This window comes from Canibacter zhoujuaniae, from assembly GCF_011752005.1.
Lineage (GTDB): Bacteria > Actinomycetota > Actinomycetes > Actinomycetales > Microbacteriaceae > Canibacter > Canibacter zhoujuaniae.
Genome location: NZ_JAAIJZ010000002.1, coordinates 271,020 through 285,503, shown reverse-complemented (window position 1 = coordinate 285,503; position 14,484 = coordinate 271,020). Strand labels below are relative to the sequence as shown.

The following is a 14,484-nucleotide window of genomic DNA, read 5'->3' as shown; positions in this document are numbered from 1 at the left end:
GGCGCATCCGTTATTTATCACCGAAAAACTGGCTGTAAGCATCTTTGTGAGTCTTATCTTTCAGCCACTTTTCGACAAGACGCAATAGGCTATGTGCAATAGCTAACTCCTAATTGAGAGGATCATATTGAGCAGCCCAGCCCTGAGCAACAATCCGGCTTTCTCGAGTCGCACGCTCACCTCAGCAGAGCTTGAGAAACTTTATAACACTCCTGCCGCAGAGAAGACGGTGCAGCAAGATCCGAGCCGTCCGGCACCAACAGCTGCTGAGGTGCTCGGCGGCGCTTCGGATCCGATGACAATTGAGAACACGATCCAAAAGACAGTCGGTCTTTTTGCTATTCTCCTAACGACCGCTGTTGTTGGGTGGATCTTCCCGGCTGTGTCACTGCCAGCAGCTCTTATCGCTCTGGTGCTTGGTTTGGTTATCGGTTTCCGTAAAAAGATCTCACCAGGTCTCATCATGGCATACGCCGCAATCGAAGGGCTCTTCGTCGGTGGCATCTCCCGCATCTTTGAGGGAGCCTATTCAGGCATCATCTTTCAGGCGCTGCTCGGCACCCTGGTGGTTGTCGCCGTCACCCTCATCCTGTTCCGCAGCGGTAAAGTGCGCACCAGCCCTCGCATGAACAAGATTGTAATGATCGCGATCCTGTCTTATCTCGCCTTCTCGCTGATTAATCTCGCCCTGGTATGGACCGGCGCAATGAGCGATCCGTGGGGCTTGCGCGGCATCGAAATCTTCGGAATTCCACTCGGTGTAATAATCGGTCTGCTCGCAATTGGCCTTGCAGCCTACACCCTTGTAAGCGACTTTGAATTTATCGCAAACGGAGAGCGCAACCGCCTACCAAAAATTTACGGCTGGCAGGCAGCCTGGGGTCTGATGGTCACCATCGTTTGGATCTATGTTGAAATTCTGCGCCTAATCGCAATCCTGCGCAGCCAAGATTAACCACGCCCCAACAAAATAAATGCCGGCTCCAGGGCCGGCATTTATTTATTTATTCCCACTCAATAGTTCCTGGTGGTTTTGAAGTAACATCAAGCACTACACGATTTACATCTGGCACCTGGTTGGTGATCTTGTTAGAAATGCGTGCAAGCACATCGTACGGTAGACGAGTCCAGTCGGCGGTCATCGCGTCTTCAGACGACACCGGACGAAGCACAATCGGATGGCCGTAGGTGCGCCCGTCACCCTGCACACCAACCGACCGCACATCAGCGAGCAACACCACCGGGCACTGCCAAATTTCAGCATCTAACCCGGCCGCCGTCAGCTCTTCGCGCGCGATCGCATCGGCCGCGCGTAAGGTTTCAAGACGATCTTCAGTAACCTCACCGATAATGCGAATGCCCAGACCGGGGCCTGGGAAAGGCTGCCGAGAAACAATCACCTCCGGCAAACCGAGCTGTCGCCCAATCTCACGCACCTCATCTTTGAACAGGGTGCGCAGTGGCTCGACAAGCTCGAAAGTTAGGTCTTCTGGCAGCCCTCCCACATTGTGGTGACTCTTAATGTTTGCCGTGCCACTGCCGCCGCCAGACTCAACAACATCCGGGTAGAGTGTGCCCTGCACCAGGAATCGGATCGGGCTGCCATCACTCTCAGCAGCTTCAGCCACCAGCTGCGCCTCGGCTTCTTCAAAGGTGCGAATAAATTCACGCCCGATTATCTTGCGCTTTGTTTCCGGATCGGTCACACCCTGCAGCGCAGTTAAGAATTTCTCGCGCGCATCTACTGTGACCAAACGCACACCGGTTGATGCGACGTAATCAACCTCAACCTGCTCCCGCTCTCCCTGACGCAAGAGACCGTGATCCACAAAAACACATGTCAGCTGATCGCCAACTGCCCGATGCACGAGGGCGGCTGCCACAGCAGAGTCGACCCCGCCAGACAGACCACAAATCACTTTGCCGTTACCAACCTGCGCACGGATGCGAGCAACCTGATCTTCAATAACATTCTCAGCGTTCCACTCCGCCGGAATATCAGCGATAAAACGCAGGAAGTTTTCTAACAGAGCCTGACCGTGATCCGAATGTTTCACCTCTGGGTGCCATTGCACGCCGTACATACGACGTTCTTTAGATCCGAAAGCAGCTACCGGAGTTACAGCGGTAGAAGCCAAAACTTCAAAACCCTCTGGCGCCTGCTGCACAGCGTCGCCGTGGCTCATCCACACGTTCTGCTCAACAGGCTGGCCCTGCAGAATAGCATCTGCCGTATTTGACAGCACCACATCAGTTGCGCCGTATTCACGGTCACCGGTGTGACCCACTACACCGCCAAGGGCCTGCGCCATTACCTGAAAACCGTAGCAAATTCCAAATGTCGGAATGCCCAGCTCAAAGATACTGTCGTCAAAGGTTGGGGCACCTTCCGCATAAACTGAAGAAGGCCCACCTGAGAGCACAAGACCGAGCGGCTTTTTCGCAAGCACTTCAGCAGCAGTAATTGTGTGCGGCACGAGCTCTGAATAAACACCTGCTTCACGAACGCGACGCGCGATAAGCTGCGCATACTGTGCCCCGAAGTCAACTACGAGCACCGGGCGCGGCGCTTCAAGTGTTTGGTTTGTCATCGATAACCTTTCACAGGTTTAGCAACGGATTTATCTAATAAAAATCTACCGGGTTTTTAGGGAAGGATCATCGCCTGCCACGGTTTATTTAAACCGCGGGTGAGGCTTCACTATGATTTTGATTTTGAACTCGATCACGGCCGTCATTAAGTCTTGCTTCCACATCACGCACCACCCAGCGTTCGGCAATAAACGACACGATAATCACGCAACCTGCGAGTGCGAGCAAAATGAAGCGCCAGAAAGGCCAACGCATGCCGCTCCAGACAGTGAACGATGCGATGACATAAACAACATAGAACCAGCCATGCGCAATTAGGAATATAGTTGTGAAGTTAACACCGGCAGGCTCAAAATCAAGCTCCACACCTGCCGGCGGCAGCTGCACCAACTCAAATAGCGCATTACCTGTGTTGACATATACGTCTGAATGCATAAACCAGCGAATCCCTGAGATGATGTACAGACCGAACAGCATCACCCCGGTAATCATCGACGAAATCTTAAAAAATTTTAGAGATTTACGAATCGACGGATAGGTTTCAGGGCGTGGCAGTAATTCAGCCATTGAGTTTCTCCTCTTCTTGCAGTTTCAGTTCGTGCTCGCGCTCGTGCGCATCTCTGCAGAGTCGCACCCAAAAATACACCGCAAAGCCGGCAAACAGCACCCACTCCAAACCGTAAAACAAGTTTATCCAGTTCACGGTCTCAGGCGGGGTGGGGGGAATAGAATCAATTGCCTGCAGCCCGGATACCGCGCGCAGCCCGTTATCTGCTTCCAGCACAACGTAACCCGCGTAGGTCGTAGGCAGCGGATTTTGCCAGAGATTCAAAAGCTGCGCCGGAACAACGCTTGGGTAAACCATTAGCTCCCCCTGCATTTCAGGGGCGCCCGGTGTCTCAAGCGGATTGAGCCGCCCCTCATACAGCGTGCGGTTTTCGCTGATCCCCGCTGCTTCAAGTTTCTCAATAGCCGCAGCCGCTTCGTCAGCGGTAGCTGCCCAGCCAATCGCAACCGCCAGGTTGGCTAACTCTTTCGTATCATGCTCCGCTGCGACGGTTTCCGCATATGCTTGCGTTACAACCCAGTAGCCCACCGCACCGGAGTTAGCGCGATTACCGACAATCACAAATTCATTTGGAACAAGACTAGCGTTAATTGAGACTCTGTGCCCCGCAGCCACATCATTTAACGGTTGGGCCGGCTCAACCAATTCTGCAAGCGGTATCACAGATTCGGTGTCAATCTGCGCCTTATCGTCAAGGGTAATGGCGTTACCCAACTGCCACTGTGCCAGCCAAGCAAACCCCGAAGCAACGGAGAGCACCAAAATGAGCGCGAAAATCCACTTTGGGCGACGCATAATCTGCCCGAGCGTGGGCTCACCTGAATAACGAGGCCGTTTAGTATTTTTCGGGGCAGCCGGTGCTGAGGTCATATGCGGCACACTATCTATTTAGCGGTGTGCACAATTCCAACGCGCTGGAATTCTTTCAAATCTGAATAGCCGGTTGTCGCTAGCGCGGTGCGTAACGCTCCAATAAGGTTCGCGGTGCCATCAGCGATCTGTGACGGACCGTTCAGTATCTCAGAAAGCGGTGCAACCTGCTCCACTGCTACTCGCTGCCCGCGCAGCAGTGAATCATGATGCGCTTCTTGCCCCCAGTGCCAACCGCCTCCGGGTGCTTCAGCTGCGCGCGCAAGCAGCGAGCCGAGCATCACAGCGTCTGCGCCGCAGGCGATCGCTTTCACAACCTCACCTGAAGTTCCGAGGCCACCATCAGCGATCACATGGACGTAGCGCCCGCCAGACTCGTCAAGATAGTCAGAACGCGCTCCCGCCACATCGGCGATCGCAGTTGCCATTGGCTGACTAATGCCGAGAGTTGCTCGCGTAGTTGAGCTGGCACCCCCACCAAATCCAACAAGCACCGCGGCTGCGCCTGTGCGCATAAGGTGCAGAGCTGAACGATAGGTTGCAGCTCCGCCGACAATCACCGGCACATCAAGCTCATAAATGAACTTCTTGAGATTAAGCGGTTCTTTGCCCTCAACCGCAACATGCTCAGCTGAGACTGTGTTGCCACGAATCACGAACAGATCTACGCCGGCTTTTACAACGGTCTCATAGTGTTCTGCTGTGCGATGCGGCGACAGGCTGCCGGCTACCGTCACACCAGCTGCACGTATTTCCGCAATCCGCTCAGTGATAAGCTCTGATTTGATCGGTTCTGCATAAATTTCACGCATACGCTGCACAGCTTGTTTGCTGTTATCGAGCGAAGCCAGCTCATCAAGCAGCGGCTGGGGATCAGCATAGCGTGTCCAGAGGCCCTCAAGGTTGAGCACCCCAAGACCGCCCAGTTTGCCCAGCTCGATAGCAGTGGCCGGTGACATAACCGAGTCCATCGGCGCGCCGAGCACAGGGATTTCAAACTGATACGCGTCTAGGCTCCAGGATGTTGACACCAACTCCGGATCACGAGTGCGGCGGCTGGGCACCACCCCAATTTCATCAAATGAGTAAACGCGACGCGCACGTTTGCCGTGTCCAATTTCAATTTCGTTACTCAAACTGTCCCTTTATCTCTGCGCTTCTTGGCCTGCGACTTGCGCGCTAACCTCGGTAATTTGGTGCTTCAACAACCATCTGAATATCGTGCGGGTGCGATTCTTTCAAACCTGCTGACGTAATTTGCACGAAGTTGCCACGTTCCTTCAGCTCCGGAATTGTGCGGCTGCCGGTATAGAACATTGACTGACGCAAGCCACCGGTCAGCTGATACAGCACCGAAGCAACCGGGCCGCGGTAAGGCACCTGCCCCTCAATGCCCTCCGGGATCAGTTTCTCGTTGCTTGGCACATCTGCCTGGAAGTAGCGGTCTTTCGAGTATGAGGTGCGTTCACCACGAGTTTGCAGAGCACCGAGAGAGCCCATGCCTCGATAGTTCTTAAACTGCTTACCGCCTACGAACACAAGATCACCAGGGCTTTCGTCTGTGCCAGCCAGCAGTGAGCCAATCATTACCGAGCTTGCGCCCGCAACAAGAGCCTTCGCAATGTCGCCGGAATACTGCAACCCACCATCGGCGATGACCGGCACACCCGCTGGCGTTGCCGCTTTTGCTGCTTCGTAAACAGCGGTAACCTGCGGCACACCGACACCAGCGATAACACGAGTGGTGCAGATTGAACCCGGGCCAACACCAACTTTGATCGCATCTGCGCCGGCTTCAACAAGAGCCTTTGCGCCGCTGTAGGTTGCGACGTTACCGCCGATCACGTCAACGCCATTAAACGCAGAATCAGATTTGATCTTCTTGATGATGTCGAGCACACCGGCTGAGTCACCGTTCGCAGTGTCAACAACCAGCACATCAACTCCCGCCTCTAACAGGGTTGTTGCACGCTCCCAAGCGTCACCGAAGAAACCGACCGCAGCTCCAACCCGCAAACGACCGGCATCATCTTTCGTAGCATTCGGATACTGCTCAACTTTTTCAAAATCTTTCACAGTGATCAGGCCGGTGAGCTTGCCTGAATCATCAACGAGCGGCAGTTTTTCGATACGGTGTTTTTTAAAAAGCGACAGTGCCTCAGCGCGGCTGAGGCCGGTTTTACCGGTGACCAGAGGCATGGTTGTCATTGCGTCGCCAACTTTTGTGGTGGCTCGCGCAGCCGGATCAACCCAGCGCATATCTCGGTTGGTGATAATTCCCACCAGTTTTCCCGAGTTGTCGACGACCGGCAAACCGCTGACCTTGTACTCACCGCAGATCTTATCCACTTCTGCGACTGTTGCGTCAACGGTGGTGATCACCGGATTTGTGATCATACCGGCTTCAGACCGCTTCACAAGATCGACCATATTTGCCTGATCGGCAATCGACAGATTGCGGTGCAAAATACCAAGACCACCGTTGCGTGCCATAGCAATAGCCATACGAGTTTCGGTGACAGTGTCCATCGCCGCAGAAATTAACGGAACCCCGATGCGCACGTTGCGCGTCAGCTGCGTTGAAGTATCTGCTTCACTCGGAATTACGTCGGTGTGTGCCGGCAGGAGCAGCACATCATCGTAGGTTAGGCCTTTAAGTGCAAACGGGTCACGCTGTTCCATTGACAACCTTCTTCTCGAGACTGTTTCGGGTCTATATTATCTACCTGAAACAGGCTTCGACCCGGGTCTATTCCGCTGCTTTAAGTCTAATGCACACAGCACTAATGAATGAAGCCGCCCGAGTCTAAACCCGGACGGCTGCAATCGTAAAAAATTTAATTAACCCTCAACCACTGCGAGCAGATCCCGCACTGAGAGAATTAGGTATTCCTCGCCACCGTACTTAATTTCGGTGCCACCGTACTTTGAGTAGATAACCTTGTCACCTACTGCAACATCAACAGGCACACGGTTGCCGTTGTCGTCGATACGACCCGGCCCAACTGCAAGCACCTCAGCAATCTGTGGTTTCTCTTGCGCACTATCCGGAATAACAAGACCTGAAGCAGTGGTCTGCTCAGCTGCAACCTGACGGATAACAATGCGATCTTCGAGCGGCTTAATTCCAACCGACACGGCTGACCCCTTTTCTCTAAAGTCTGTTTCGCCCGCAAATTACCGGGCACTGCACACAAGTTTACGGCGGGGTTAGCACTCTCGCAAGGCGAGTGCTAACTTTTCATCAAAAACTAAGCAACTATTAAGCTTTTCTACCTCTGCCACAATTGAGATATGAATTTCCGCGCGGATCAGCTGCTCACCTCCTGGAGTAGGCTCACAACACCCCTCGGGCACACAGCACTCCAAGCAGCTGATAGCCTCGTAGCTGGCGGGGCTACTCCGGCAGATCTGCAGCGTGAATTACGCAAAAGTTTTAGTGACCCAGAGCTTGTTGCAGCGACGTTAGCGCAACAAGCTCTACGCACAAAAGCCGTAGCGAAATTTGGCCAAGCAGCAGCACAAATGCTCTTCACCCCCACCGGGCTCGAACAGGCCACGCGATTTCCTGTTGCGCAGCATCACGCGACACGGTTTAAGGCACACGGGATCACAAAAGTCTTAGACCTGGGAGCCGGAATCGGCGCCGAATCACTCGCGTTTGCGCAGGCAGGGTTACAGGTAACAGCGGTTGAGATAGATGAGCTGACCGCAACCTTTGCAGCTCACAATCTGCGGGAATATCCAAACGCCAAAGTGCTCTGTCAAAATGCTCTTGCGGTTGATCTCACTGAATTCAATACCGCAGATTCGGCCATTTTCATTGACCCCGCAAGGCGCACCCTCGGCAATCGCAACAGTCAGAGGGTGAGCCCAAGCGACTACTCTCCCAGCCTCGACTTCGTTTTTGCGGTCACCGCAGCACACAACACCGCAGTAAAACTCGGCCCCGGTTTTGATCGCGAACTAATTCCAGAGCACACTGAGGCCGAGTGGGTCAGCATCAACTCGCAAGCTCTTGAGACACTGCTCTGGTCGGGCACCTTGCGCACCCCAAACATCACGCGGCGAGCAACCACTTTTAAAGATAATCAGTGGCAGACAATCGCCGCTGCAGCAGACGCGCCCGACGCCGCAGTGCGCAACTTAGGCAGCTATATTTTCGAGCCCGATCCGACAATTATTCGCGCCAGACAGATTGGCGCTATCTCCGCTGAGCTTAGTGCCGGAATGCTCTCACCAGACATCGCATACCTGACAGGGGAGACGCAACCCCCCACCCCGCACCCGTTTGTCGCTTCTTTTAAAGTGCTCGATGTCACCTCTCTCAAACCAAAGGCCGTGCGTCAAGCTCTGCTCGAGCGCGGCGCAACCAGCGCTGAGTTAAAGAAACGCGGGGTGAGCGCAGACCTGCAGGAGTTTCGGAAAGCGCTCAAGCTGCCACCTGCAAAGAAAAAGGATCCGCGTTTGGAACTAACTGTTTTCCTAACGCGGATCCAAGATAAGCATGCAGCGATTATCGCTGCACGGGTTTAGTTTTATTCAGTAACACCTGCCATGCGCAGCTGATTTAGGATTTCCTGCACCTCAGCCTCACTCAGACCAAGGTTTCGCAGGGCTTCTGGGTCAGCGAGCATAGACAACGCCCAAACGCTGAGCAGAATCCACAGCACAACGAAAATCAAACCGATTGCACCGAGCACGATACCGGTGATCCACAGCCCTTTACGCTGCTTCTTCCGGCCTGCAAGAATACCTGTGATAACCGCTACGAGACCTGCTGGGCCACCAAAGAAAGTAACCCAGGAGAACAGAAAAGCGAGGATACCGGTAACCAGTGAGGTGATTGCCAGACCGTTGCCGTTTTTTTCTGTCACAGTGTATCCGTCAATAAGCGGCGGCTGCGCGGGCGCACTGTACGGCTGACTTGGCTGCTGGCTTGTGTTTTGCGGGTATTGTGGCGCGTCATGATTCATTTAAATGTCTTTCGTCGTCGTGTTCTCTAAGTGCACTAGCAGCGCCTAGACTGGCGGCGAGCGTGTTTTCCTATCATATCGACCGCTTGCTGTTAAGACCACTATTAAGTGCCAGATATTAATTTTCAATCTGCCAAAATAGACACATGCACACACTGCCAAAGCTGGTCGCCTTCGACCTTGACGACACCCTCGCACCATCAAAGTCGCCAGTACCCCAGCCCGTGCTAGAGATGCTCAGCAGGCTCCTCTCTGTGACGCAGGTCGCAATCATTTCAGGCGGTAATTTTCAGCAGTTTCAGACACAGTTGCTCACTGGGCTGACAGCGCAGCGACTCTCATCTGCGCAGCTGCAAAATCTGCACCTCCTTCCCACTTGCGGCACCCACTATGAGCGTTTTATAGACGGCAAGTGGCAAACTGTCTATCAAGAACAGCTGTCAGAGGCAGATCGCAAACTAGCTCTCGAAACGCTTGCAGCAACCGCGCGCGAGCAGGGGGTTTGGGAGGCAGACACTTGGGGAAATATTCTTGAGGATCGCCTCTCTCAAATTACGTTCTCTGCCTTAGGGCAAAAGGCTCCGGTCGCCGCTAAAGCAGCTTGGGATCCTGACGGCACGAAAAAGAACAGACTTGCTGCAGCTGTGCAAGAGCTACTTCCCCACCTCGAGGTGCGTTCCGGCGGATCAACCAGCGTCGACATTACCGCTAAGGGTATTGATAAAGCGTACGGTATGCGAAAGCTTAAAGAAGCGACGGGCATTGCCTTAGACGATATGCTCTTTGTCGGCGACAGACTCGACCCTGCCGGCAATGACTACCCGGTGTACGCGCTGGGCGTTAAAAGCCACTCTGTGCACGGCTGGGAGCAGACCGTAAAAAATCTCACCCGCCTCATTGAGACGGGTGAGATTACAGTGTTACCGCCGCTTTAACACCTAAACGGCTAAAGCTAGCGCTCTCTAACTGAGGGCGCGCTTAAGGGAATCTAGCCCCATAGTGCCCAGTTTCAGCGCTTCTGTGTGAAACTCTTTTAGGCTTTGGCCGCGGGCTTCGGCATCGGCACGCAACTGTTCCCAGACACGCTGACCGATCTTATAGCTCGGCGCCTGACCCGGCCACCCAAGGTAGCGGTTGAACTCGAAATCAAGCTGGCCCTTGCTGGTTGCGAGATTTATTTCCAGGAACTTATATCCGGCTTCTGCGGTCCACACGCCCGTAGCACCCACAGCTTCTTCCCACTCGGTAGGAATCTCAAAACCGCAGTGCACACCGATGTCGAAGACAACGCGGGCCGCACGCATCCGCTGCGCATCAAGCATGCCCATGCGATCTCCCGGATCGTCAAGATAACCGAACTCTTCCATGAGACGCTCAGCATACAGCGCCCAGCCTTCGCCATGACCGGAGACCCACACACCCTCAGCACGCCATTTATTCAGCGAATCAGCCATAGCGGTCGCGGTAGCGATCTGCAGGTGGTGTCCGGGCACACCCTCATGGTAAACAGTTGAGACCTCGCCCCAGGTTGTGAACTCTTCTTCGCCGGGTGGCACCGACCACCACATGCGGCCGGGACGCTCCCAATCACTTGATGGGCCGGTGTAGTAGATGCCACCATCTTGGGTTGGTGCGATCATGCACTCGAGGCGACGCATCGGCCCCTCAATTACGAAGTGCTCTTTAGCAAGCTCTGCCACCGCACGATCGCTCAGCTCTTGCATCCACTCACGCAAGGCCTTAGTGCCGTGCAGTTTCCGTGCTGGATCGCTGTTGAGCACCTCTTTCGCCTCAGCGATGGTAGCGCCCGGCTTAATCTCGTTTGCGACGCTCTCCTGCTCAGCGATTATGCGCGCGAGCTCCTCAACACCCCACTGATAGGTTTCAGCGAGGTCGATTGTTGTGCCGAGGAACGACCGAGAGTGCAGCTGATAGCGCTCAGCACCTACTGCGTCTTGTTCAGGTGCTTGATCTAGCAGTTCGTTGGCAAGAAACGTAGAAAAGTTACGGAACCCCTGCTTGGCGCTCTCTGCTGCGGCTGCGCCGCGTTCTTTGAGCTCAGGATCCGCCTCACTTGCAGCTGCCGCAAGATCGTCGAAAAAGCCGTCGTCAGCAGCGTACGCAGCAAACTGCTCACTGAGCAGGCGCACCTGACGCTTTGCAGCAACTTTGCCTTCAGCTGCACAGTCGCGTAGGTAATCGCCAAACTGTGTAATAGCGGCATTCACGTTTTCCAGTCGCCCAACGATATGCGCGTAGTCGGCTGCACTCTGCTTCGGCATCATGTCAAACACCGAACGAATTGAGTGCGCCTGCGTTGCTAAGGGGTTTAGCTCCCAGCTGCCGAGACCGGCAGCTGCGTGCTCCAAGATGAGGCCGAGACGTTCCTGCATCACATCGACAGTTACACGGTCAACATCATCAACCGGTGTCAGCTGCTCAAGCTCCTTAAGAGTTTCACGGGCGAGATCGACATATTTTTGCTCACCCGCGACAGAGTAGTCATCATACTCTGTCTCAAACCCTTTAACGCCAGAGTATGTTGCGCTAACCGGGCTCAACTCAAGCGACCGGTCATAGTAGCGGTTTGCAAGTTCGTCAATCGCGGTTTTCGCACGCTCTATTTTTAGAGCTTGCGGTAAATCGTGCACTGCCTCAGACATCTTTCCCCTATTCTCCACTCAAAAGCAATCGGCGGTTTGCTTCGCGACGCAAACGCTGCTCGTCTGGGTCTGGCACCGGCGCAGCAGCGAGGAGTCGTTTAGTGTACTCTTCACGCGGGTTGTGCAGCACGGTATCGGTAGGCCCTGATTCAACCTCACGACCCTCCTTCAGCACAACGACCTTATGCGCGAGCATGTCTACTACAGCAAGATCGTGTGATACGAAGAAGCACGCAAACTCATATCTGCTCTGCAGCTCAGCAAACATATCGAGCACAGCAGCCTGCACCGACACGTCAAGCGCTGAAGTCGGTTCGTCAGCAATCAGCACATCAGGATCAAGAGCCAAAGCGCGCGCAATTGAGATGCGCTGTCGCTGACCACCCGACAGCTCGTGCGGATAGCGGTTCACAACCGAGCGCGGCAGCTTCACAGCATCTAACAACTCATAAGCCCGCTCAATGCGGCTCTTCTTGTCACCAACGTTGTGAATCACCATTGGCTCGGTGATAACATCACCGATCGGGAAACGCGGGTCTAGTGAGGCAGCAGGATCCTGGAACACCACGCCGATTTGCTTCCGAATCTTGCGCAGCTCAGCCTTGCCCATGCTGGTGAGCTCTTTACCGTAGAGCTTCAACGATCCCTGTGTAATGGGCAACAACCCCAATACTGACTTTGCGATTGTTGATTTGCCAGAGCCTGATTCTCCAACCAGACCAAGAATCTCGCCGGGTGCGAGGGTGAAAGAAACATCGTGCACAACAACGTTCTTTTTGCCACGGTGCTCGTAGGCGATAGAGATATCTTTCGCCTCCACAGCATACTTCGCATCGACCTTCACAGAGTGTGTGACAGGTTCTGGCTCTGCCACCTCTAAACTGGTGCCGAGCTTTGGCACTGCGGCAAGCAGTTTTTGCGTATACGGGTGTTGCGGGGCTTTCATAACCTGCGCAACAGAGCCGGTTTCAACCAGCTCACCGCGGAGCATCACGCAGACTCGATCAGCCATATCAGCAACCACACCCATGTTGTGCGTGATCAGCAAAATACCGGTGTTGAGTTTATCTTTGAGGCTGCGCAGCAGTTCCAAGATTTCAGCTTGCACTGTCACATCAAGAGCTGTGGTTGGCTCATCTGCAATAATCACCTCTGGTGAGCAGGCTATCGCCATCGCGATAACGATACGCTGCCGCTGACCGCCCGAGAACTGATGCGGGTACTGCTTCAGTCGATTCTTTGCGTCGGGGATCCCGACCATGTCCAGCAACTCAATTGCGCGACGCTTCGCTTCTTCGCCGTAGGCAATGTCGTGCACAATCAACGACTCCGTCAGCTGATCGCCAACAGTGAGCACCGGATTCAAAGCGGTCATTGGCTCCTGGAACACCATCGCCACACGGCGACCGCGAATGCGGCGCAGCTGTTTCGCATCAAACCGGGTAATTTCGTCATCCCCCAGTTTTACGGAACCGCTGATGTTTGCATTCTTAGGGAGCAACCCCATTGCGGTTGAAGAGGTGACCGACTTGCCCGAACCAGACTCGCCCACCAGCGCAACAACCTCACCGGGTTTCACATCAAATGTGACGCCTTTAACAGCGTCCACCTGCCCGAAATCGGTTGTGAAGCTAACTCGCAGATCGGTAAACGTAAGAATCGGCTTGCCATCGCGCTCACTGTTTGGGTAAAGCACATCGTTCGAGGTAGTAATAGCTGTTTTAGACATTCTCAGACCCCTTAGCTGCTTTCTTAGTTACCGGTTTAAGCGCTTTTTCGCGGCTTGAGAGCCCGAGTAACCGCTTTCGCGATAGCTTTCCAGTTTGGCGCGGATCAAAGGCGTCTCGGAGACCGTCACCAATAAAGTTCACCGTCAGTGCGATTGTCAAAATCGTCAGACCGGGCCACCAGAACAGCCACGGACGAGTTGTGAACGCCTTCTCGTTTTGGCTGATCAAAAGACCCAGCGAAGTGTCTGGCGGCTGCACCCCGAAGCCCAGGTATGAGAGCGAGGTTTCCAAGAGGATCGCAGAAGATATTGCAAAAGTAGCGTTCACCACAATCACACCGATGGTGTTTGGGAGAAGGTGCTTAAAGATCACACGCGCTGGTTTTGCACCCATTGAGATAGCTGCAGCAACATACTCTTTTTCTCGAAGCGACAGCACCTCACCGCGCACAAGACGAGCAAGCCCCGTCCAGGTTACAAGTCCGAGCACAAATGAGAGAGTGAGAATGCCGCCGTTAGAGATTTTACCGAGCACCGCTGCAAGCACGAGCAGCGGAACAACAATAACGAGGTCGGTCAGACGCATGAGCACTGCATCAACCCAGCCGCGGAAGTATCCTGCGATAGCGCCGATCAACGCACCGAGAGTGGTCGAGACAATACCTACGATGAACGCCACAACCAGCGACTGTTGCGTGCCGCGCATCACCATCGCAAAGTAATCGCGGCCAAGACTGTCTTGCCCGAATGGGTGCCCGTCCGCAAAGCTTGGGCGACCACCGTTAACAACAGCTCCGGTCGCCGAAAACGGCTTGTCCCACCAGCCGGGAATTCCACCGAGTCCGATCGACGTGAAAGCGATCAAAACAATGCAGCCGAGGATGACGAGGGAAATCATCGCAGCGCGATGGCTGCGAAAACGTCTCCACACCAGCTGCCCCTGCGAGTATGACTTTCCGGTCATTTTACGCAGTTTGGCGTCTTCAACCTCTGCCAGATTGTGCAGGTCAACAGCAGTTGTGGCTGTCGAGAGCGCTCCGGTGTCTACTCCGGGAGCTTTTTCGTTCTCCATTTTTTCGTTCATCT

The 14,484-nt window shown here is 54.3% G+C and carries 13 protein-coding genes; 3 read left to right on the top strand and 10 right to left on the bottom strand.

The features are described 5' to 3' along the window. The first annotated feature begins 127 nt into the window (after positions 1 to 127). The gene (locus tag HCR00_RS05285; RefSeq protein ID WP_208317303.1) at positions 128 to 955 is read left to right on the top strand and encodes a Bax inhibitor-1/YccA family protein; all 828 of its coding nucleotides are present in this window, start codon (positions 128 to 130) and stop codon (positions 953 to 955) included. 49 nt (positions 956 to 1,004) lie between these two features. Here HCR00_RS05285 and guaA read toward each other — a convergent pair whose 3' ends face one another. From guaA to groES, 6 genes are all read right to left on the bottom strand, one after another. After that, positions 1,005 to 2,591, bottom strand: coding sequence for a glutamine-hydrolyzing GMP synthase (guaA, locus tag HCR00_RS05280; RefSeq protein ID WP_167143374.1), 1,587 nt, complete (start codon positions 2,589 to 2,591; stop codon positions 1,005 to 1,007). 88 nt (positions 2,592 to 2,679) lie between these two features. Next, complete coding sequence (locus HCR00_RS05275; RefSeq protein ID WP_167143372.1) at positions 2,680 to 3,159, bottom strand: DUF3817 domain-containing protein; 480 nt, start codon at positions 3,157 to 3,159, stop codon at positions 2,680 to 2,682. Further along, complete coding sequence (locus HCR00_RS05270) at positions 3,152 to 4,030, bottom strand: SURF1 family cytochrome oxidase biogenesis protein (protein WP_167143369.1); 879 nt, start codon at positions 4,028 to 4,030, stop codon at positions 3,152 to 3,154. The genes HCR00_RS05275 and HCR00_RS05270 overlap by 8 nt, the downstream gene beginning before the upstream one ends. 14 nt (positions 4,031 to 4,044) lie before the next feature. Continuing rightward, positions 4,045 to 5,166 carry a GuaB3 family IMP dehydrogenase-related protein gene (locus HCR00_RS05265; protein ID WP_167143366.1) on the bottom strand — a complete coding sequence of 374 codons (1,122 nt, stop codon included), beginning with the start codon at positions 5,164 to 5,166 and terminating at the stop codon, positions 4,045 to 4,047. Positions 5,167 to 5,209: 43 nt separating this feature from the next. After that, positions 5,210 to 6,712, bottom strand: a complete 1,503-nt coding sequence (gene guaB / locus HCR00_RS05260; RefSeq protein WP_167143363.1) for an IMP dehydrogenase — start codon at positions 6,710 to 6,712, stop codon at positions 5,210 to 5,212. A 159-nt stretch (positions 6,713 to 6,871) separates the two neighbouring features. Next, positions 6,872 to 7,168, bottom strand: coding sequence for a co-chaperone GroES (groES, locus tag HCR00_RS05255; protein WP_166985631.1), 297 nt, complete (start codon positions 7,166 to 7,168; stop codon positions 6,872 to 6,874). 156 nt (positions 7,169 to 7,324) lie between these two features. On the opposite strand from groES, the gene HCR00_RS05250 reads away from it, so the two are divergent. Continuing rightward, the gene (locus HCR00_RS05250) at positions 7,325 to 8,566 is read left to right on the top strand and encodes a class I SAM-dependent methyltransferase (protein WP_167143360.1); all 1,242 of its coding nucleotides are present in this window, start codon (positions 7,325 to 7,327) and stop codon (positions 8,564 to 8,566) included. A gap of 2 nt (positions 8,567 to 8,568) precedes the next feature. Here the strand turns inward: HCR00_RS05250 and HCR00_RS05245 are convergent, their stop codons facing one another. Next, on the bottom strand, positions 8,569 to 9,006 hold the full coding sequence (locus tag HCR00_RS05245) for a DUF4190 domain-containing protein (RefSeq protein ID WP_167143358.1): 438 nt from the start codon (positions 9,004 to 9,006) through the stop codon (positions 8,569 to 8,571). A gap of 146 nt (positions 9,007 to 9,152) precedes the next feature. On the opposite strand from HCR00_RS05245, the gene HCR00_RS05240 reads away from it, so the two are divergent. Beyond that, positions 9,153 to 9,941, top strand: coding sequence for an HAD-IIB family hydrolase (locus HCR00_RS05240; protein ID WP_166985640.1), 789 nt, complete (start codon positions 9,153 to 9,155; stop codon positions 9,939 to 9,941). Positions 9,942 to 9,968: 27 nt separating this feature from the next. Here HCR00_RS05240 and HCR00_RS05235 read toward each other — a convergent pair whose 3' ends face one another. From HCR00_RS05235 to HCR00_RS05225, 3 genes are read right to left on the bottom strand one after another with little or no spacing between them, the layout of a single operon-like run. Continuing rightward, the gene (locus HCR00_RS05235; protein WP_166985642.1) at positions 9,969 to 11,669 is read right to left on the bottom strand and encodes a DUF885 domain-containing protein; all 1,701 of its coding nucleotides are present in this window, start codon (positions 11,667 to 11,669) and stop codon (positions 9,969 to 9,971) included. Positions 11,670 to 11,676: 7 nt separating this feature from the next. Then, the gene (locus HCR00_RS05230; protein WP_166985645.1) at positions 11,677 to 13,398 is read right to left on the bottom strand and encodes an ABC transporter ATP-binding protein; all 1,722 of its coding nucleotides are present in this window, start codon (positions 13,396 to 13,398) and stop codon (positions 11,677 to 11,679) included. After that, positions 13,391 to 14,482, bottom strand: a complete 1,092-nt coding sequence (locus HCR00_RS05225; protein ID WP_424945198.1) for an ABC transporter permease — start codon at positions 14,480 to 14,482, stop codon at positions 13,391 to 13,393. Before HCR00_RS05225 ends, HCR00_RS05230 begins: the two co-directional genes overlap by 8 nt. Between the last annotated feature and the right edge of the window lie 2 nt (positions 14,483 to 14,484).